This window comes from Sphingopyxis granuli, assembly GCF_001559015.1.
In the GTDB taxonomy this organism is placed as follows: Bacteria; Pseudomonadota; Alphaproteobacteria; order Sphingomonadales; family Sphingomonadaceae; genus Sphingopyxis; species Sphingopyxis granuli.
Genome location: NZ_CP012199.1, coordinates 3559964 through 3579733, shown reverse-complemented (window position 1 = coordinate 3579733; position 19770 = coordinate 3559964). Strand labels below are relative to the sequence as shown.

Below are 19770 nucleotides of genomic sequence, written 5' to 3'. Positions count from 1 at the left end.
GGATATGGCGGAAAACTGGAAAATGCATGTGGCGGCGGGCGATGCCAACGACCCCGTGTTCGTGGGCGTCGGCGAGATCCCGACCGGGAAATTTCCCGAGCGCGGGTTCATCCAGGCGCTGACCAAGGTCGCGCTGCTCGCGCTCAAGGATGCCGCTATGGTGCCGCGCGACATCGACACGATCATCCTCATCCCGAACCTGCACTCGGCAGCCGACCAGGCCGATCTCGTCTTCTCGCGCATGGTCGAGGAGCTCGGCATCCATGGCAGCTGCAAGGCGAGCTACATGGTCCATTCGGGCGGCTCGACGAGCGACAATGCGGTGCGCGCGGCGCACGGGCTGATCACCGCGGGCCATGCGCAGAATGTGCTCGTCCTCCAGTGCGAACGCTGGGGCTCGGCCGATCTCAACGAGATGATCACGATGCTCTCGAAGAACGGCATCCCCGGCGAATGGGAGCTGCCGACCGGCATCCAGTTCAACGCGATCGGCGCGATGATCACGCGGCGCTACATGCACGCCTCGGGTAGCACCGCCGCCGAAATGGCCTCGATCTGCGTGACCTTGCGCAATTGGGCCAATCTCAACGAAAATGCGATGTTCTACACCAAGCCGCTGACGGTCGAGCAGATCCTCGCCTCGCGCATGGTCGCCGACCCGCTGCACAGCTATGAATGCCCGCCGATGGCCGATGGCGCCTGCGCCTTCGTGGTCACCAGCACCGAAAATGCGAAGAAGCGCGGCATCGGCCATGCGGTCCGCGTCGCGGGCTCGGGCGGCTGCGTCAGCCATTATTGCCTCAGCCAGGAGCCCGATCAGGCGGTCCTCGGCTGGCCGCTCGCCGCCGAACGCGCCTGGGCGCAATCGGGCTGGGGCCCGGGCGACGCCGATATCGCGCAGATCTACGACAGCTATGCCGCGGTCACCGCGATCGCGATCGAGGGTATGGGCATTTGCGAGAAGGGCGAGGGCGCCCGCTGGTTCGCTGCCGGCCATGGCGATCCGGGCGGCAAGCTCCCGATGAACACCAACGGCGGCCTGCTTTCGGCGGGCCACACCGGGGTCGGCGGCGGCACCGCGCTGCTCGTCGAGGGCATCCGCCAGCTCCTCCACCGCGCCCCCGACAAGCGCCAGGTCGACGGCTGCCAGCGCGCCATCATCGGCGGCTCGGGCGGCAGCTATATGGACGCCCAGATTCTCCTGCTCGAACGCACCAGCCTCGGAGCCTGATCATGACCCTTCCTGTCATCGTAACCGAATTTCGCGACGGCCTCGCCAAGGGCGAGCTCCTGATCCAGCAATGCGGCGATTGCGGCAAACCCAATATGTGGCCGCGCTACGCCTGCCCGCACTGCCAGTCCGAGAATCTCGGCTGGGCGGCGAGCGGCGGCGCCGGCACGCTCCACAGCTTCTGCGTACTGCGCCAGGGTGCGCCCGAAGGCCATGAGGAAGATCTTCCCTATGCGATCGGCGTGGTGAAGCTCGACGAGGGCGTCCAGATCGCGGTCCGCCTCGAGCCCGACGCCCCCGAGGACTGGTCCTCCTATCAGTGCGACGACCGGGTCGAGTTCGTCGCCAAGGATGCGGCGCACATCGCGCGGCGCCCTTGCGCGACCTTCCGCCGCGCCGGGTCATGAACAGCTTCGCCTTCCTGGAGAAGTCGGCGCGCCAGCAGGGCGACGGCCTCGCGCTGATCCATGGCGACGAGCGGATCAGCTACCGCGACTTCCACAAGCGTGCGCTCGCGGTCGGCGGCAACCTCGTCGCGCTCGGCTGCAAGCCGGGCGACCGGGTCGCCTTCTGCCTCGCCAATTCGCCGCGCATCATGGAGGTCATCTTCGGCTGCTTCGCCGCCGGCCTCGTCGTGGTGCCGGTGAACGCGCGGCTCCACCCGCGCGAGATGGCCTATATCGTCGAGAATAGCGGCGCGCGGATCCTGATCCATGGCGGCGAATATGAAGAGGGGATCGCGGCGAATGCCGCGCTCTTCGCGGGCGTGCGGCGGATCAGCCCCGATGCGGCCGGCAGCGCGGAACCCTATTCGATCCTGCTCGACGAGGCGAATGCGCTCGGCGCGGCGGTCGAGGCGGCGCCCGAGGATCTCTGCTGGCTCTTCTATACCTCGGGCACGACCGGCAAGCCCAAGGGCGCGATGTGGAACCACCGCATGGTCCGCACCGTGATCATGAATTATCTCGCCGACCTCCATAATATCCAGCCCGGCGAGATGGTGCTGCACTGCGCGCCGATGTCGCACGGCAGCGGGATCGTCGCGCTGCCGACGGTCGCGCGCGGCGCGGTCAACGCGATCAGCGACAGCGCGAGCTTCGACGTCGACGCTTTGCTGGCGACGGTCGAGCGCCTCAAGGTCTCGCATATCGCCTTCATGGCGCCGACCCAGATCGTGAAGCTGCTCGAGGATTATGTGCCCGGGCGCTACGATATCTCCTCGCTGAGCGCGATCTGCTACGGCGGCGCGCCCATCTATGTCGAGCAGCTGAAGCAGGCGATGGCGACCTTCGGGCCGGTCTTCGTCCAGCTCTACGGGCAGGGCGAGGCGCCCATCACCATCACCGGCCTCAGCGCCGCGGCGCATGCGCGGCTGCTCGCCGCCGACGATCCGCGCATCGGATCGGCGGGGCAGGTGCGGACCGACGTCGAGGCGCATTGCGTCGACCAGAATGACAATCCGCTGCCGCCGGGCGAAGCGGGCGAAGTGGTCGCGCGCGGCGACGTCGTGATGCCGGGCTATTGGGCCAATCCCGAGGCGAGCGCCGAGGCGCTGCGCGGCGGCTGGCTCCACACCGGCGACATCGGCTATTTCGACGAGCAAGGCTATCTCTTCCTGCTCGACCGCGCGAAGGACATGGTCATCTCGGGCGGCAACAATGTCTATCCGCGCGAGGTCGAGGAAGTCATCATCCTCCACCCCAAGGTCGCGAACTGCGTCGTGTTCGGCATCCCCGACGATTATTGGGGCGAGGCGGTCCATGCCGTCGTCGTCCCCAAGGAGGGCGAGACGATCACGGCGAAGGAGATCATCGACTTTTGCGGCGAACATATGGCGGGCTACAAGAAGCCGAAGGCGGTCGATTTCGTCGATGCGCTGCCGGTGAGCGGTTATGGCAAGATCCTGCGGCGCGAAGTGCGCGACCAATATTGGCAGGGGCATAGCGGCCGGATCGGCGGCGGTGCCGCGGCGCAGGCGGGCGGCCGTTGAGGCGCGTCATCATCGCCGGGGTCGGCATGACCCAGTTCGGCAAGCAGACGGGCCGCGGCGTTCGCGACATGTCGCTCGAAGCGGCCGATCTCGCGCTGCGCTCGGCGGGCATGGACACCGACAGCGTCGAGCGCGTCTATTATGGCAATGCGATCGCCGGCACGGTGACCCAGCAGGTGATGATCCGGGGGCAGGTCGCTTTCCGCAACCATCCGCTCGGCGCTCTGCCGCTCATCAATGTGGAAAATGCCTGTGCCTCGGGCGGCTCGGCCTTCCTGCTCGCGATCGAGGCGGTCGCGAGCGGCTCGATCGACTGCGCGCTTGCGGTCGGCGCCGAGCAGATGAGCCATCCCGACCGCAGCCGCGCCTTCAACGCGCTGCGCGGCTCGACCGATATCGAGGATATCGGCGAGGTCGAACCCGGCTCGATGAGCGCCAACTCGATCCTCATGGACTATTATGCCGAGGTCGCGCGCTCCTATCTCGACACCTATGGCGCCGAGCCCGCCGACTTCGCGCGCGTTGCGGTGAAGAACCGCGACCATGCCGCGCTCAACCCGCTCGCTTATCTGCGCACCCCGCAGACGGTCGAGGAGGTGCTCGGCGGCCGCATGATCGTGCCGCCGCTCACCCTCGCCATGTGCTCGCCGGTCACCGACGGCGCCGCGGCGATCATCGTCTGTTCGGAAGAGGAAGCGCGTCGGCGCGGCATCCCGCTCGTCGCGGTACGCGCGTGCCGCAACGCGTCCGGTGCGAAAGGGCGGCCGGTTTTCGACTCGGCGCAAGGCGCGTTCGAGGCGGCAGGCTTCGGGGCGGCGGATTGCGATGTGATCGAGCTGCACGATGCCGCGGCGCCCGCCGAACTGCTCCAATATCAGGAAATCGGGCTGTGCGGCGAAGGGCAGGGCTTCGAGCTGCTGCGCAGCGGCGCGACCGCGCTCGGCGGCGCCCACCCCGTCAATGTCAGCGGCGGGCTCCTCAGCCGCGGACATCCGCTCGGCGCGACCGGCTGCGCCCAGCTGCACGAGATCGTGACCCAGCTGCGCGGCGAGGCCGGGGCGCGCCAGGTTGAAAATGCGCGTATCGCGATGGCGGTCAATGGCGGCGGGTGGCTGGACGGCGCCTATGCGCTGGCGATAGTCACCATCCTCGAGCGGCTGGATTAGGAAGACGCTTCATGGACTATGACACGATCAAGCTCGAGCGGCCCGCCGACGGGGTGGCGCTGATCACCCTCAACCGGCCCGACCGCGGCAATGGGGTGGTCCCCGAAATGGCGGCCGACCTCATGCACGCGCTCGACGAGCTCGAGGCCGATTTCTCGGTACGCGTTCTCGTCGTGACGGGGGCGGGCAAGCAGTTCTGCGCCGGCGCCGATCTCGTCGAGTTCCAGAAATATCTCGCCGAACAGCATCACGCCGCGCAGGAACCCTATAATGCCCGCGTGCTCTGGCCGGTGACCCAGCGCCTCGTGTCGAGCCGGCTGCCGGTGGTCGCAGCGATCAACGGCGGCGCCACCGCGGGCGGGCTCGACCTCGCGCTCGCCTGCGACATCCGCCTGGCTTCGACCCACGCCAAGCTTGGCGAAACCTATATCAAGCTCGGGCTCAATCCGGGCAATGGCGGCACCTATTTCCTCCCCAGGCTCGTCGGCAGCGGCATGGCGGCCGAGATGGCGCTCACCGGCGATATCTTCGACGCCGAGCGGGCGCTCGCGGTCGGGCTCGTCAACCGGGTGGTCGAACCCGAGGCGCTCGTCGCCGAGGCGGTCGCGCTCGCCGCGCGGATTGCCGAGCGGCCGCGCCTCGCGCTCGAGGCCACCAAGCAGCAGCTGCGCCAGAGCTGGCACATGGATCTGCAGGGATCGATGAACGCGAGCTTCTGGGGGGTCGCGGCGCTGACCTACAGCGACGATCTGCGCGAAGGGGTCGCCGCCGCGATCGAGAAGCGCGCGCCGCGCTACAATCAGGACAAATGACCGGTGCTTGACGGCCAGCTTATCATCGATGCCGTCGTGCATCCCTGGAACATGTCGCCCGAGAACCAGAACCCGGCGGCGATGCCGCAGGTCGAGGCGGTCTATGCGTCGCACAAATTGTCGTTCGACGAGGCGAACAGCCATTTCGTCCTGCAGCCCGACGAATTTTATCGCGACCTGAGCTTCGACGTGATCGGGCGCGCCGAATTCGCCGAGAGCCCGGTCGATTTTGCAGTGCTGCACTCGCTCCCCAACCTCGGCTTCGGGCTCGGCCCGATCACCTTGCCCGAGAAATGCGTCGCCTTTCGCAATGCCTATCCCGACCGGGTCAAGATGTACGGGACCGTCGGCACGCCGATCGTTGCGAGCGCGATCGACGAGATCAGGCGCCAGATCGACGAATATGGCATCGACGGGGTCAAGCTCTATCCCGCCTTCTTCTACGACAATATCGGCCAGGGCTGGCGGCTCGACGGCGAGGATTGGGCGACGCCCTTTCTCGAATATATCCAAAAGGCGGGGATCAACCGCGTCGCGGTCCACAAGGCGCTGTGGCTCGAACCCGCGCCGCGCGAGGCGTTCGGCATCGACGATTTCGCCTCGCCGCTGTCGCGCTTCCCCGACATCCGTTTCGAGATGGTGCATGGCGGCGCCGCCTTCCTCGACGAGACGATCGCGCTGCTCCAGCGCCACCCCAATCTCTATCTGACGCTCGAGACGGTTTTCTCCTACATCCTCGTGAAGCCGCGCGTGTTCGCCAAGATCCTCGGCCGCCTCATCACCGAGGTCGGCTCCGAGCGCCTGCTCTTCGCGAGCGGCAACAATCTCGCGCATCCGCTGCCGCTGATCGAGGCCTTTCGCGGCTTCGAATTCGCGCCCGAGCATGTCGCCGAGTTCGGCATCCGCCAGCTGACGCAGCAAGACCGCGACAATATCATGGGGCTCAATTCGGCGAAGCTGCACGATTTCGATGTCGACGCGCTGCTGCCGCGCATCGCAGCCGACGAATTTTCTGCGATCCGCGCCGAAGGCGTACCGCAGCCCTGGAGTCTGCTGCGCGAATGAGCGACCATGGCCATCTCCTGCGCGACATCATGGCGCGGCTCGGCGAGATACCCGAGCCGTGCAGCATCTCGATGCAGAGCCCGATGACCATCGTCGAAATGGGCCTGATCGACGATGTCACGATTTCGGCCGACGGCAAGGTCTCGGTCGCGCTCTGCCTGACCGACACGGGCTGCGTCCATTATATGTCGATGACGCGCTTCATCGCCGATGCGCTGACCCCGCTCGACGGGGTGACGGGGGTCGAGGTTCGCCAGGTGCTCGACAAGCTCTGGACCGACGACCGTGTGCAGCGGCGCGCCTCATGAGGTTCGACGAGACCTACAAGGGGCTTCGTGTCCTCGACCTTGCGACCAACATCGCCGGGCCCTTCTCGGCGATGATCCTCGGCGACATGGGCGCCGACGTGATCAAGGTCGAGCGGTCCCCCGCGGGCGACGATACGCGCGGCCTGCCGCCGACGCATGACGGCACCGCGACGGTCTTCCTCGCGGTCAACCGCAACAAGCGCAGCCTGCTCCTCGACCTTCGCGATCCCGCCGACCGGGCGCTGCTGCTCGATCTTGCCGCGAACGCCGATGTCGTCGTCGAGAGCTTTCCGCCCGGCGTCGGCGAGAAGCTCGGCTTCACCTATGAGGCGTTCCGCAGCCGCAATCCCGACATCATCCTCTGCTCGGTATCGGCCTTCGGCGACGGGCCGGTGGGCAGCCGGATGCCCGGCTATGATGCGCTCGTCCAGGCGGTCAGCGGGCTCATGAGCTTCACCGGGAGCGCGGGCGATCCGACGGTGCGCATTGCGCCCTCGGTGCTCGACCTCGGGACCGGCATGTGGGCGGCAATGGGCATGATGGCGGCGCTCGCGCGCCGCGCCGCGGGCGGCGGCGGCGAGCATGTCCGCCCGGCGCTGATCGACACCGCCTTCAACCTCATGAACCACCAGCTGCTCGGTTATCTTGCGACCGGGAACGAGCCCGAGAAGCTGGGCTCCGGCGCGCCCAGCGCCGCGCCCTATGGCGTCTTTCGCGCTTCAGACGGCGAGCTGATGATCGCGACGGCGAGCGAGCCGCAGTTCCCGCGGCTGTGCGCCGCGCTCGGCCTGCCGCCGCTCGGCGAGGAAGCGCGCTTTGCGACCATCCCCGACCGCATTGCCAACCGCACCGACCTCGATGCGCTGATCGCGGCGCGCATTGCCGGGCGGAGCGTCGCCGAATGGCTCGACATATTGGGCGAGGCCGGCATCTCGTGCGGGCGGGTCAACAGCGTCGGCGAGGCGATCGCGCTTCCCGAGGTGAGCGAACGGGGGCTATTCGTCGATCTCCCCGGCGAGACCGGTACGGCGCCGCTCAGCCAGCTCCGGCTCCCGATCGACCGCGCCGGCGCGGGCGTGCGCGCTGCGCCGCCGGCGCTCGGCGCGCACAGCGATGCGATCCGCGCGGCGCTCGGCGCGGCGAAGGACTGGCCCGCAGCCGGGTAGACAGTCCGTGCGGAGGCAGCTTGGGAGTGGTGGCGGGGCGGCCGCGCGGGCCAGTCAACGTTATCGTTGACAAGTCATATTCCCCGCCGCATGATCGGGTGAGGACAGCGCGAGGCGACCCTTTACCGCACTTGTCGCGCCCGGTCGAGAGGAAGTCGATCGCTGTCATATTCGCCGGCTTGCCCGGCACCGCGCTGCGACGGCAACCGGTGTCGGACCAGCCTAGTTCCAGTTGACGAACGTCCGCCCAAGCTGTTTGGATCGGCTGTGGGCGTTCAGCTAGGCAAGACTTATGACAAAAGCACCAGCGAGTAATATCTCGCGTCGCCGCAAGTCGGCTCTCGTCGACGGCAATAGCGACTATATGGCGAAGCGCGAGGAACTGGTCGAGATCGCGGGCCGCCAGTTCAAGGCCAATGGCTTTCGCGCCACCACCCTCGCCGAGATCGGCCACAAGGCCGGCATGGACCGCGCGACGGTCTATTATTATTTCGGCAGCAAGGAGGAGTTGTTCCGCGAGTGCGTCCGCCTCAGCGTCGACGCCAATATCGCCGAATGCGAACGCATCGCTGCGGACCTCAGCCGCGATGCCAAGGACCGGCTGCGCGCCGTGATCATCCAGCTGATGCTCGCCTACGACCGTTATTATCCGCACATGTATGTCTACATCCAGGAAGAGATGGAGCGCATCGCGAGCGAGAAGAGCGACTGGGCGCAGCAGATCATCACCCAGACGCGGACCTATGAGCGGATCGTGCTGAGTCTCATTTCGGAGCTGATGAAGAAGGGCGAGCTGCGCGACGACATCGCCGTGTCGATCGCGGCGAACGCGATCTTCGGAATGCTCAACTGGACCCACCGCTGGTATCAGCCGGGCGGGCCGCACTCGGCCGAGGAAATCGCCGACAGCTTCTGCAAGATTTTCTTCGGCGGGCTCGACGCGAAAAAGGCCTGAGCCCGCCTGTCCTGATCAGAGCCGCTCGCGCAGCGCCCGCTTGTTGACCTTCGTCGCCGACATCGGCCACTCCTCGGCGGTCATGAAATAGACCGCGCGCGGTACCTTGTAGCTCGCGATCTTGCCCTTGCAGAAGTCGATCAGCTCGTCGGCACCGGCGGTCATGCCGGGGCGCAATTCGACGAAGGCCACCGGCACCTCGTCGAGGCGCGGGTCGGGTTTACCCACCACCTCGGCGATCCGCACCGCGGGATGGCTTGCGAGATAGGCCTCGACCTCGATCGCCGCGACATTCTCGCCGCCCACTTTGAGCATATCCTTGGCGCGGCCGTTGAACGTCAGCCGGCCTTCGCCGCACCTTTTGTAGAGATCGCCGGTGTGGAGCCAGCCATCCTCGTCGAGCGCCTCGGCGGTCTTCACCGGGTCGCGATAATAGCCCGACATCACGCAATAGCCGCGCACCAGAATCTCGCCGACCGAATCGGGCGGGAGATCTTCGCCCGTCTCGGGATCGACGATCCGGACCTCGACGCCGGGGACCGCCTTGCCCTGGCAGTTGGCGCGATTGAAACGCGACTCGCCTTCATCCATCAGCGCGAAGATGCCAGCGGTCTCGGTCATCCCGCACGCCTGCATGAACTCGGTCTGCGGCAGCAAGGTCATCGCCCGCTCGACGAGGCTCTCGGGGCCGATCAGCAGCACCGAGCGCAATTTGTCGAGCTTCGCGGGATCGAACTCGGGATGGTCGAAGAGTGGCTGCAGGATCGCCGGGAACCACGGCCAGGCCGCGGTGACGCCTTCGCGTTCCATCAGCTTCAGCGCGCGGCCGGGATCGAAGAAGACGTCGGTGATATAGGTGCCGGCGCAGCCGACCGAGCCGATGAAGGGCGCCAGCGATCCGATGTGGAAGAGCGGGCCGCCGCCCCATGTCACTTCATGGTCGGCCGAGCGGAAGCGGTTCTGGGCACGGAACACCGGACCCCGGGTCATCGACTCGTGCGAGAGCATGCAGCCCTTGGGATTGGCGGTGGTGCCCGAGGTATAGATGATCACCGCATTGTCGCAGATCCGCGTCGAGCGGCGGCGATGGTCGATCTCGGCCTCGCTCACCGGCTCAGCGGCGGCCGCGAGATCGGCGGCGCCGAGGAAGCCCGCCTGCTTGTCGCCCGACAGGAGGATGAGGTGGCGGAGCAGCGGCGCTTCTTCGAGATGGAGCGCCTGCGCATCGGCCGCCGCGCCGACCGAGGGGAGGGCGGTGGCCAGCACCTCGCGGAAATCGAGATAGCTGGTGTCCGCCGCGGCCGTCAGGATCGCGCAGAGATCGGCGTTGGCGATAATATATTGCAGCTCATGCGCCTTGTGGCGCGCATTGAGCGGCACAGCGACACAATTGGCGAGCAGGATGCCGAAGAAGCCCGCGACCATCTCGGGGCCATTGTTGCAAAGGAGACCGACATGCGAGCGCGGCGTGATCCCGAGTCCCGCGAGCCCGCGAGCGACGTCGGCCGCGCGGCCGAGCAGCTCGCCATAGGTGAGCGATGCGTCGGGGAAGGCGATCACCTTGCGATCGGGATGGCGGGCCGCGCCGCGAATCAGCAAGTCGGCAATCGGTGCCACTTCGGTCCATTGCGTGAACGCCGTCATTCGTCATCCTCTCCTGTGCGCGGGGGTCGCCTTCGCGCCTGCGCGTTGTTTCCCGGTCTTTTGTGTCGCCCACCTTGCCGCCTACAAATGGTCATTGACAAGGGGGGTGCCCCCTATCTATCAACGCATGTGTTGATAAACAAGAATTGATTGGGCGGAGGAGCCGGAAGATGAAGTTTCACCTGATGCAAACAGGCGTGGTCGGTCGTCGCAAGGAGATCGAACAGGGCATGGCGGGCCAGCGTCCCGAGCTGTATCAGCGCTTTCTCGAAGAGGTGCGCGGCTATGTGAAGCTCGCCGACGAGCTCGGCTATTATGGCTATTGCCAGCCCGAGCATCACCTGCAGATCGAGGGCTTCGAGGCGAACAACCATCCGGGCATGTTCAGCCAGTTCGTCGGCCAGCACTCGAAGCGCCTGAAGGCGGGGATCATGGGTTACACCATGACCACCCACAATCCGGTCCGCGTCGCCGAGGAAATCGCGACTCTCGACCATATGCTCCAGGGCCGCCTCTATTGCGGCTTCACGCGCGGCTATCATGCGCGCTGGGTCGATGCCTATGGCATCAAGGAAGGCGTCGGCGCCACCACCCCCGACAATGTGAAGGCGCGCGACCAGCAGGACGCCCGCAACCGTTCGCTCTTCGAGGAGGGCGTGCGCGTCGTGAAGAAGGCCTGGACGAACGATGTGTTCGACCACAAGGGCGAAAATTGGCAGTTCCCGCCGGAGGGCGGCTCGGGCGGCCACCCCGCCTACGCCAAATATGGCAAGGGCCAGGACGAGAATGGCATCGTTCGCCAGATCGGCATCGCGCCGCGCTGCTACCAGGATCCGCACCCCCCGATCTACGGCGGCTTCGCCGCCTCGGGCCGCACGATCGACTTCTGGGCCGAGGAAGGCGGCAAGCTGATCGTCCTCTCGGACAATATCGAATTCTGCGAAATGCTGAACAACCGCTACATCGCCTCGGCCGCGAAGGTCGGCCGCGAGGTCACCAACACCCAGGCCTCGGCATGGGGCGGCTTCCTGATGCTCACCGACAGCAAGGACCGCGCCGCCGAGCTCATGGCCGAGCATATGTGGTTCTGGGACGAATGGTTCATTCCGCTCGGCCAGCGCCCGCCCAACGTCCTCATCGGCACCGCCGACGAGATTGCCGACAAGATCGGCAAGGCGCATGACAAGCTCGGCTTCGACGAACTGTTCCTGATGTTCGGCCAGGGCCATCTCGAACCCGAGGCGAACCAGGAAGAGCTTGAGCAGTTTATCGCCAAGGTCGCGCCGCGCTTCTCGACCAAGGACGCCGACGGCACCTGGACCTGATCGCCGCACAAGCAAAAAACAGAATTTGAGGAGAGAGAGAATGTCGATGCAGTGCGGGATCTTCATGACCCCCTACAATCCGCCGAGCCGGACGCCGCGCCAGGTGTTCGACTGGGCGCTCGATATCGCGCGGATTGCCGACGAAGCAGGCTATGCCGATTTCATGATCGGCGAACATTATACGCTCGGCTGGGAGAATATCCCGATGCCCGAGGCGGTGATCGCGGCCTGCGCGCAGACGACCAAGAATATCCGCTTCGCGCCGATGGCGCATCTCCTCCCCTATCACGACCCGGCGACCCTCGCGATCCGCATCGGCTGGCTCAGCCAGGTGATGGAAGGCCGCTACTTCCTCGGCGTCGCGCCGGGCGGCCACCACACCGACGCCATTCTCCACGGCTTCGACGGTATCGGCCCGCTGCCGCCGCGCCAGCTCGAGGCGCTGCGCCTGATGGAGCGCGTGTGGGAACAAAAGCCCTTCAAGGAGAAGGGCGAATGGTTCCAGGCCGGTTTCCCGGGCCCCGACACCATGCCCGAATATGACGTGATCATCGCCGACAACAATCCCTATGGCGGGCGCGACAATCTCGAGATCGCGGTGACCGCGCTGTCGATGAACAGCAAGTCGATGGAGTTCGCAGGCTCGCGCAACTACAGCCCGATTTCCTTCTTCGGCGGCACGCCGCAGATGAAGGCGCATTGGGACACCTGGGCCCGCGCGATGGAGGCCAATGGCTTCACCCCCGACCGCAAGCGCTTCCGCGTCTGCCGCGACGTGTTCATCGCCGATACCGATGCCGAGGCGAAACGGCTCTTCCTCAAGAGCGGCATGATGCGGACGTGGAAGGAATATCTGAAGGAAATCTACGTCAAGTTCGGCCTGTTCAACGGCATCATCGAGGATAGCGGCGTCGACATCACTCCCGACAATATCGACGAGGATTTCCTCGCCGAGCATGTCGTGCTCTGCGGCTCGCCCGAAACGGTGATCGAGAAGCTTGAAATCCTCGCCGACAAATGCGGCGGCTGGGGCCAGATCGTGGCCAACCAGCATGACAGCCTCGACGATCCCAAGCCCTGGGAAGAGTCGATCCGCCGCCTGGCCACCGAGGTTTGCCCGAAAGTGCGCATGTCGATCTGAGCCCGTCTCCGGGGGCAGGCGCCCCTCCGCTCCACGGCGCCGGGAGAGATAAGATGAGCACAGGCAAAGCCTGCGTATTGGTCGAGCCGAACCGGATCGAGACCTGGGAGGTCCCGATCGTCGATCCCGAGGCCGGCGGGGCGCTCGTGCGCATCGTCGCCGGCGGCGTCTGCGGAAGCGATGTCCATATCGCCGACGGCGGGGCAGGGGTGATGCCCTTTCCGATCATCCTCGGCCATGAAGGCGTCGGGCGCGTCGAGAAGCTCGGGCCCGGCGTGTCGACCGATTATGCCGGCGAAACGGTGAAGGTCGGCGACCTCGTCTATTGGGCGCCGATCGCGCTCTGCCACCGCTGCCACAGCTGCACCGTGCTCGACGAGACGCCGTGCGAGAATTCGCAATTCTTCGAGCATGCCGAAAAGCCCAATTGGGGAAGCTATGCCGACTACGCCTGGCTCCCCAACGGCCTTGCCTTCTTCAAGCTTCCCGAAGGGGCTTCGGTCGAGGCGGTGATCTCGCTCGGCTGCGCCCTTCCGACCGCGCTGCGCGGCTTCGATCGCTGCGGCCCGGTGCGTCTCGGCGAGACCGTCGTGGTGCAGGGCGCGGGGCCCGTCGGGCTCGCCGCGATCCTCGTCGCCGCGCAAATGGGCGCGCGCGAGGTCATTGCGATCGACATGCATGACAGCCGCCTCGCGGTCGCGAAGTCGCTCGGCGCGACGGCGACGGTGTCGCTGAAATCGAGCCCCGAGGAACGCCGCCGCCAGATCTACGAGCTCTGCGGTGCGAACGGGCCGAATGTCGTCGTCGAGGCGGCAGGCGTGCTGCCCGCTTTTCCCGAAGGCGTTTCGCTCGCGGGCAATCATGGTCGCTATATCATTCTCGGTCTCTGGGGCGCGATCGGCGAGCAGCCGATCAGCCCGCGCGATCTGACGACGAAGAATCTCACCATCGCCGGGGCGACCTTCCCCAAGCCCAAACATTATCACCAGGCGCTCCACCTCGCGGCGCGCCTGCAGAACGATGTGCCGCTCGCCGATCTCGTGACCCACCGTTTCGGGATCGAAGGAGCGGTGGCGGCGCTCGAGGCGACCAAGGCCGGGGAGGTGATCAAGGCGATCATCGACCCCGAAAAGAGCTGAACCAGGAGAGTATCAATGGCTTCGAGTATCCAGGACGACCGCGTTCGCGCCCCGCGGCCCGACCATATCCCCGCCGAACTCGTGCGCGAGATCGACATGTATGCGCTCGACGGCATCGAAGAGGGCTATCATGAAGCCTGGAAGGCACTCCAGACCCCCGACATGCCCGAGCTCGTCTGGACCCCGCTGACGGGCGGACACTGGATCGCGACGCGCGGTCATATCGTCAAGGAAGTCTATGAAAATCCGCCGCTCTTTTCGAGCGAGGTCATCTTCCTCCCCAAGGAAGCGGGCGAGAAATATCAGATGGTGCCGACGCGGATGGATCCGCCCGAGCACACCCCGTACCGCAAGCTCCTCGATTCCGGCCTCAAGCTTGCGAAAATCCGCAACGTCGAGGAGCAGGTGCGCGAAGCGGCGATCAAGCTGATCGAGCCGCTCGTCGCCAAGGGCGAATGCGACTTCGCGCGCGACTATGCCAATATCTTCCCCGTCGTCGTCTTCATGACGCTCGCCGACCTGCCGATGTCCGACGTGCCCAAGCTCTCGAAGTTCGCGGTCGACATGACCCGCCCCGCCGGCAACACCCCCGAGGAGATGGCGGCGACGCTCGAGGCCGGCAACAATGGCTTCTTCGCCTATGTCGAGCCGATCATCCGCGCCCGCACCGGCGGGACCGGCGACGACCTCATCTCGATCATGGTCAATGGCACGATCGACGGCGAACCGATCGAGCATGAAAAGGCGCTCGGCCTGATCTCGCTGTTGCTGCTCGGCGGCCTCGATACGGTGGTCAATTTCCTGAGCTTCTTCATGATCTATCTCGCGCGCCACCCCGAGAAGGTCGCCGAGATCAGGGACGACGATCTGAAGCTGCGCCGCGGCGTCGAGGAACTGTTCCGCCGCTTCCCCGTCGTGTCCGAAGCGCGCATGGTCGCGGTCGACCAGGTCTATCGCGGCGTCGAACTGAAGCGCGGCGACATGATCCTGCTGCCCACCGCGCTGCACGGGCTCGACGAGGCCGACAACAGCAATCCCTGGGAACTCGACTGGGATCGCCGCGCGCCGCAGCATTCGACCTTCGGCGGCGGTCCGCACCGCTGCGCGGGTCTGCATCTTGCGCGCCTCGAGGCGACGGTGACGCTCCAGGAATGGATCAAGCGCATCCCCGACTTCAAGCTCAAGGATGGCGCCAACCCCGTCTATCACTCGGGCATCGTCGCTGCGGTCGAGAATGTGCCGCTCGAATGGCCGGTGCGTTGACCGCCGGCGGTGGCATGGGGCCGCGGCTCGCGGGCCGCGTCTGCGTCGTCACCGGCAGCGGGCAGGGCATGGGCCGCGCCTCGGCGATCGCCATGGCGCGCGAGGGCGCGAAGGTCGTCGTCGCCGACATCAATGCCCATAGCGGCAACGAGACCGTCGCGATGATCGAGGCCGAGGGCGGCACCGCGAAATTCATCGCGGTGGACCTGCGCAATTCGGCGTCGATCCAGCCGCTGATGGATCAGGCGGCCGCGACCTTCGGCGGCATCGATGTCGTCCACGCCAATGCCGCCGTTCACGAAACCGACCTGACCTCGGAAACCTCGATCGAGGATCTCGACGAGGCGGTGTGGGACATGGTCCACGACATCAATCTCAAGGCGGTCTGGCTCTGCACCAAATTTGCGGTGCCCTATCTGAAGGGATCGAAAGCACCCGCGAGCGTGAATGTCGCCTCGACCGGCGCGCTCGTCTCTTATCCGATGGCGGGCGCCTATTGCGCGTCGAAGGGCGGGGTCGCGATGCTCACCAAGGCGAGCGCCACCGACCTTGCGAAATATGGCATCCGCGTGAACTGCTATTGCCCGGGCGCGATCCGTACCCCGATGCTCCAGAATTATATCGATGCCGCCGACGATGGCGCCGCGGTCGAGGCGAGCCTGCGCGGCGCGCATCTGCTGCCGCGGCTCGGCGAGCCCGAGGAAGTCGCGAAACTCGCGGTGTTTCTTGCGAGCGACGATGCGTCCTTCATCACCGGCGCCGCCTATCTCATCGACGGCGGCGCGCTCGCCTGGCGCGGACAGGCTGCCTGATCAGGGCGTGCCGCTGTGCTTGGGGGTCCGGGCAGCGATCCTCAAAGTCTCGCGCACCATCGTCTTGCTCGCACCGAGCGCGATCGCATTGCGCAGATGCACCTTGAAGCCGGGGACGAAGCGATGCGAGGGCGTCGCGTCGCTCGCCATCGCGATCAATTCCTTGGTGACGGCACGGACCTTGCCGCTCTTCCACGGGATCGCGCAATAGGTGAAGAAGCCCTCGAAAATGTCGGGCGAGAGAATGAGCATCGATTGCAGGAAGCCCGGCACCTCGGCCTCGAACCCCTTCCAGAACGGATCGTCGCCGACGTAGCGATCCCACAGGGCGACGCGCTCGGCATCCATCGTCGTCTCGATTCGCCCGTGCCGGCGCGCGGCCTCGAGAACGGGGACCGAACTCACCATCAGGCTGTGCACGCCGAGTCCCGAAATGAGCGCGATCACCTCCTGCACCTGCTCGAATGTGGCACCGGCGGCGAAGGCCTTTTCGATGCTCTGATCGATCGCGGCGCGGTCGAGCGAACAGACCGAAACGCAGCATCCAAGCTGGATCAGCGCGGTGGAAAGTTCGTCGAGCGGCGCGCCGTCGGCAGCGCCATTTAACGCTACGACAGCCAAGGCTTCCAGGTCTTCGAGGTTCGTCATGCGAGGCACCCTAACGCTTCGTCGAAAGCTGTCAACTTTAGTGTTGACTGGCGCTTCCAAGCGGCTATCTAGAGTCCATAACAATAGATGGAGGGGGTCGTCTTGGCGACGCTGGAAGAACGGATCAGGAAGCTCGAGGATCGTGCGGAATTGCACGACCTGGTGATTGCCTATTTCCGTGCGACCGACGACGATGACTACGACACCATGGCCGCCTGCTTCGCACCCGACGCGCGCTTCGTGGCGTCGGGGTTCGACGGTGGTTCGGGCCGCGACAAGGTGATCGAATTTCTGCGCGCCGCCCGTGCCGGCATGAAGCAGACCGTTCACACCCCCAATTATGTCCAGATCGAATTCCAGGGCGACGACCGGGCCACCGGCCTCATCGCCGCGCATCTCGAACTCGGGATGGGAGACGACACGGTCTATGCCGCGGTGCGCTATATCGACGCCTACCGCCGCATAGACGATCGCTGGCAGATCGAGAGCCGCGAAATGCGCGCGATCCATGTCGGCACCTGGGACCAGGCGGGCAGCTCGCTGTCGACGCCGCTCAATGTTCGTTGGCCGGGCGCCGAGCCCGCTCCATCGGATCTGCCACGTAAACTGACCTGATTTTCGGAGCTTAATACCAACGACCCGCTTTCGTGCGCCTAAATCGTCAACGTAGTTGTTGATATAGAATGAACCGCCGACGCGCCGAAGAGCACGGCCGGCATATTGGGAGGAGAGACATGATGACCCAGGAGAAAATGCGCTTCCGGTCCACGCTGCTTGGCAGCGGAGCCTTGCTGATGGCCATCGCTGCGGCTAGCCCGGCCGTCGCCCAGACGACGCCGCCCCCGCCCACCGAAGAAACGAGCTATGACGACAATGCGATCGTCGTGACCGCGCAGAAGCGCGAGCAGAACATCAACGACGTCGGCGTCACGGTGCAGGCGATCAGCGGTTCGATGATCGAAGACCGCCAGATCAACAGCCTCGCCGATCTCGCCAATGCCGTCCCGGGCCTCTCCTACACCAACAGCGGCTCGAACACGCCGGTCTATACGCTGCGCGGCGTCGGCTTCTACGAAACGACGCTTGCCGCCTATCCCGCGGTGTCGGTCTATCTCGACGAAGCGCCGCTCGCCTTCCCGGTGCTCACCAACAATCTGGCCTATGACCTCGAGCGTGTCGAAGTGCTGAAGGGTCCGCAGGGCACCTTGTTCGGCAATAATGCGACCGGCGGTGCGATCAACTATATCGCCGCCAAGCCGACCGACAGCTTCGAGGCCGGCGGCAGCATCAGCTACGGCCGCTTCGACACGATCCAGGGTGAAGCCTATGTGAGCGGCCCGCTGTCCGACAAGATCGGCGTTCGCCTTTCGGGTAAGGCGATCCATTCGGGCGACTGGCAGAAGGGTTATACGAACGACGCGACGACCGGCAAGACCGAGACCTATGCCGCGCGCCTGCTCGTCGACATCAACCCGACCGAAACGCTGCGCGTTCAGCTCAACGTCAATGGCTGGGTCGACAAGAGCGATCCGCAGGCCGTGCAATATATCCTCTATCGTCCGAACATCCCGGGCGTGCCGACCGCGGTCGAAAATTACCCGAAGGCACCCGAGCGTCCGCGCGCGGCCGACTTCACCGAGTCGATCAACCCGAGCTCGAACAACAAGTTCTGGCAGGCCGTCGGCCGCATCGATCTCGACATTTTCGACAATGTCACGCTCACCTCGCTGACCTCCTATGTCCATTATAATCAGGACATGCCCTATGACGGCGACGGCGTGACGCTGCAGGATTTCGACGTCGCCGAGTTCACCGGCAAGGTCCGCACCTTCTCGCAGGAACTGCGTCTCGCCAACTCGGGCAGCTCGGACTTCCGCTGGGTCATTGGCGGCAACTATTCGCGCGACAAGGGCGACGATTATTACATCCTGACCTATCCGGACTCGACGGTCGCCGCGGCGCTCGGCATTACCCGTTCGGGCTATCAGAGCCAGCAGACGATCAAGAATTACGCCGGCTTTGCAAACGGCGAAATCGACTTCGGTCAGATCACCGCGAAAGCGGGCATTCGCTACACCAAATCCGAGCGCAGCGCGACGTCCTGCTTCTTCAGCCTTGCCGGCCAGCCGCATGGCGTGATCTTCACCGGCATCAGCGACCTGCTCCGCGCGCAGAACGGATTGCCGCCGTCGGGCATGACCTTCGACTCCGATCAGTGTCTGACGATCGATGTGACGGGGATCAACGGCGCGGCGCCGACCTATCTGCCGGGCGAGTTCGCCGGCACGCTCAACGAGGACAATATCTCATTCAAAGCGGGTCTCGACTGGAAACCCAACCGCGACACCTTGCTCTACGCCAACGCCACCAAGGGCTACAAGGCGGGCAGCTTCCCGTCGTCGGCGGCCGCTACCACCGCGCAGCTTACCGGCGTGAAGCAGGAATCGCTCCTGTCCTACGAGCTCGGCGTCAAGGCGACCCTGCTCGACGGCAGCCTCCAGGCGAACGCTGCGGCCTTCTATTACGACTATAAGAACAAGCAGCTCCGCTCGAAGCTTCTCGATCCCGTGTTCGGCGTCCTCGATGCGCTCGTGAACATCCCGACCTCGGACGTGAAGGGCTTCGAAGTCGAACTCAACGCGCAGCCGACCGACGGGCTCAACGTCTATGCGAACCTCGTTTACGTCGACTCGAAGATCAAGGAGTTCCAGGGCTTCAGCGGCGCCGGCGTGTTCGACGACTTCTCGGGAGCGCCTTTCCCTTACTCGCCGAAATATTCGGTGGGCGCGGGCTTCAACTATGAATTCCCGGTCTCGAGCAGCATGGCGGCCTTCGTCGGCGCCGATCTCACTCATCGCAGCAGCACGACCGCGATCATCGGCAACGCGCCGGGCTACGAGATCGGCGACTATACACTGCTCGACCTTCGCGCAGGCGTGAAGAGCCAGGACGACCGCTGGCAGTTCTCGATCTGGGGCAAGAATGTCGGCAACGAATATTATTGGACGAACGTCGCGAGCTACTACGACACCGTCGCACGCTACGCGGGCCGGCCGGCGACCTATGGCGCCACCCTGTCGTTCAAATACCGGTAAAATTGGGCAA

18 protein-coding genes are annotated in these 19770 nt (G+C 65.4%); 16 read left to right on the top strand and 2 right to left on the bottom strand.

What is annotated here, in order from left to right; translation table 11 throughout:
- The first annotated feature begins 4 nt into the window (after nucleotides 1–4).
- The 9 genes from SGRAN_RS16420 to SGRAN_RS16380 all read left to right on the top strand — a co-directional run bounded on the left by SGRAN_RS16420 (nucleotide 5) and on the right by SGRAN_RS16380 (nucleotide 8693).
- Nucleotides 5–1231 carry a thiolase family protein gene (locus SGRAN_RS16420; RefSeq protein ID WP_067185480.1) on the top strand — a complete coding sequence of 409 codons (1227 nt, stop codon included), beginning with the start codon at nucleotides 5–7 and terminating at the stop codon, nucleotides 1229–1231.
- Nucleotides 1232–1233: 2 nt separating this feature from the next.
- The gene (locus SGRAN_RS16415) at nucleotides 1234–1638 is read left to right on the top strand and encodes a Zn-ribbon domain-containing OB-fold protein (RefSeq protein WP_067185479.1); all 405 of its coding nucleotides are present in this window, start codon (nucleotides 1234–1236) and stop codon (nucleotides 1636–1638) included.
- The gene (locus SGRAN_RS16410; RefSeq protein WP_067187137.1) at nucleotides 1635–3221 is read left to right on the top strand and encodes a class I adenylate-forming enzyme family protein; all 1587 of its coding nucleotides are present in this window, start codon (nucleotides 1635–1637) and stop codon (nucleotides 3219–3221) included. Before SGRAN_RS16415 ends, SGRAN_RS16410 begins: the two co-directional genes overlap by 4 nt.
- On the top strand, nucleotides 3218–4387 hold the full coding sequence (locus SGRAN_RS16405; protein WP_067185477.1) for a thiolase family protein: 1170 nt from the start codon (nucleotides 3218–3220) through the stop codon (nucleotides 4385–4387). The genes SGRAN_RS16410 and SGRAN_RS16405 overlap by 4 nt, the downstream gene beginning before the upstream one ends.
- An 11-nt stretch (nucleotides 4388–4398) precedes the next feature.
- Nucleotides 4399–5199, top strand: coding sequence for an enoyl-CoA hydratase/isomerase family protein (locus SGRAN_RS16400; RefSeq protein WP_067185476.1), 801 nt, complete (start codon nucleotides 4399–4401; stop codon nucleotides 5197–5199).
- A gap of 3 nt (nucleotides 5200–5202) precedes the next feature.
- Nucleotides 5203–6264 carry an amidohydrolase family protein gene (locus SGRAN_RS16395; protein WP_067185474.1) on the top strand — a complete coding sequence of 354 codons (1062 nt, stop codon included), beginning with the start codon at nucleotides 5203–5205 and terminating at the stop codon, nucleotides 6262–6264.
- Nucleotides 6261–6572, top strand: a complete 312-nt coding sequence (locus SGRAN_RS16390; RefSeq protein ID WP_067185473.1) for a metal-sulfur cluster assembly factor — start codon at nucleotides 6261–6263, stop codon at nucleotides 6570–6572. The genes SGRAN_RS16395 and SGRAN_RS16390 overlap by 4 nt, the downstream gene beginning before the upstream one ends.
- Nucleotides 6569–7738 (top strand): CaiB/BaiF CoA transferase family protein, encoded by a 1170-nt coding sequence (locus tag SGRAN_RS16385; RefSeq protein ID WP_067185471.1) that lies wholly within the window; start codon nucleotides 6569–6571, stop codon nucleotides 7736–7738. Before SGRAN_RS16390 ends, SGRAN_RS16385 begins: the two co-directional genes overlap by 4 nt.
- Nucleotides 7739–8030: 292 nt before the next feature.
- Nucleotides 8031–8693 (top strand): TetR/AcrR family transcriptional regulator, encoded by a 663-nt coding sequence (locus SGRAN_RS16380; RefSeq protein WP_067185469.1) that lies wholly within the window; start codon nucleotides 8031–8033, stop codon nucleotides 8691–8693.
- Nucleotides 8694–8708: 15 nt separating this feature from the next.
- On the opposite strand, the gene SGRAN_RS16375 is transcribed toward SGRAN_RS16380, so the two are convergent.
- Nucleotides 8709–10337: a class I adenylate-forming enzyme family protein gene (locus SGRAN_RS16375; RefSeq protein ID WP_067185467.1), complete on the bottom strand. Its 1629-nt coding sequence runs from the start codon at nucleotides 10335–10337 to the stop codon at nucleotides 8709–8711.
- 170 nt (nucleotides 10338–10507) lie between these two features.
- Between SGRAN_RS16375 and SGRAN_RS16370 the strand changes: the two genes are divergently transcribed.
- Genes SGRAN_RS16370 through SGRAN_RS16350 form a run of 5 tightly spaced genes read left to right on the top strand, consistent with a single transcriptional unit; the run spans nucleotide 10508 to nucleotide 16017 of the window.
- Nucleotides 10508–11662, top strand: a complete 1155-nt coding sequence (locus SGRAN_RS16370; protein ID WP_067185465.1) for an LLM class flavin-dependent oxidoreductase — start codon at nucleotides 10508–10510, stop codon at nucleotides 11660–11662.
- Between the two features lie 40 nt (nucleotides 11663–11702).
- On the top strand, nucleotides 11703–12803 hold the full coding sequence (locus SGRAN_RS16365) for an LLM class flavin-dependent oxidoreductase (protein ID WP_234180780.1): 1101 nt from the start codon (nucleotides 11703–11705) through the stop codon (nucleotides 12801–12803).
- A gap of 53 nt (nucleotides 12804–12856) precedes the next feature.
- A complete protein-coding gene (locus SGRAN_RS16360) occupies nucleotides 12857–13942 on the top strand; it encodes a zinc-binding dehydrogenase (protein ID WP_067185463.1) in 1086 nt (361 codons plus the stop codon).
- 15 nt (nucleotides 13943–13957) lie between these two features.
- Nucleotides 13958–15205, top strand: coding sequence for a cytochrome P450 (locus tag SGRAN_RS16355; RefSeq protein ID WP_067185461.1), 1248 nt, complete (start codon nucleotides 13958–13960; stop codon nucleotides 15203–15205).
- Nucleotides 15190–16017 (top strand): SDR family NAD(P)-dependent oxidoreductase, encoded by an 828-nt coding sequence (locus tag SGRAN_RS16350; protein ID WP_237233545.1) that lies wholly within the window; start codon nucleotides 15190–15192, stop codon nucleotides 16015–16017. Before SGRAN_RS16355 ends, SGRAN_RS16350 begins: the two co-directional genes overlap by 16 nt.
- Here the strand turns inward: SGRAN_RS16350 and SGRAN_RS16345 are convergent, their stop codons facing one another.
- The gene (locus tag SGRAN_RS16345) at nucleotides 16018–16665 is read right to left on the bottom strand and encodes a carboxymuconolactone decarboxylase family protein (protein WP_067185460.1); all 648 of its coding nucleotides are present in this window, start codon (nucleotides 16663–16665) and stop codon (nucleotides 16018–16020) included. It lies immediately after the preceding gene.
- Between the two features lie 102 nt (nucleotides 16666–16767).
- On the opposite strand from SGRAN_RS16345, the gene SGRAN_RS16340 reads away from it, so the two are divergent.
- Both SGRAN_RS16340 and SGRAN_RS16335 read left to right on the top strand, forming a co-directional pair.
- The gene (locus tag SGRAN_RS16340; RefSeq protein ID WP_234180784.1) at nucleotides 16768–17280 is read left to right on the top strand and encodes a nuclear transport factor 2 family protein; all 513 of its coding nucleotides are present in this window, start codon (nucleotides 16768–16770) and stop codon (nucleotides 17278–17280) included.
- A 122-nt stretch (nucleotides 17281–17402) separates the two neighbouring features.
- Entirely contained in the window at nucleotides 17403–19760 is a 2358-nt protein-coding gene (locus SGRAN_RS16335) for a TonB-dependent receptor (RefSeq protein ID WP_067187134.1), read from the top strand.
- Nucleotides 19761–19770: the final 10 nt, after the last annotated feature.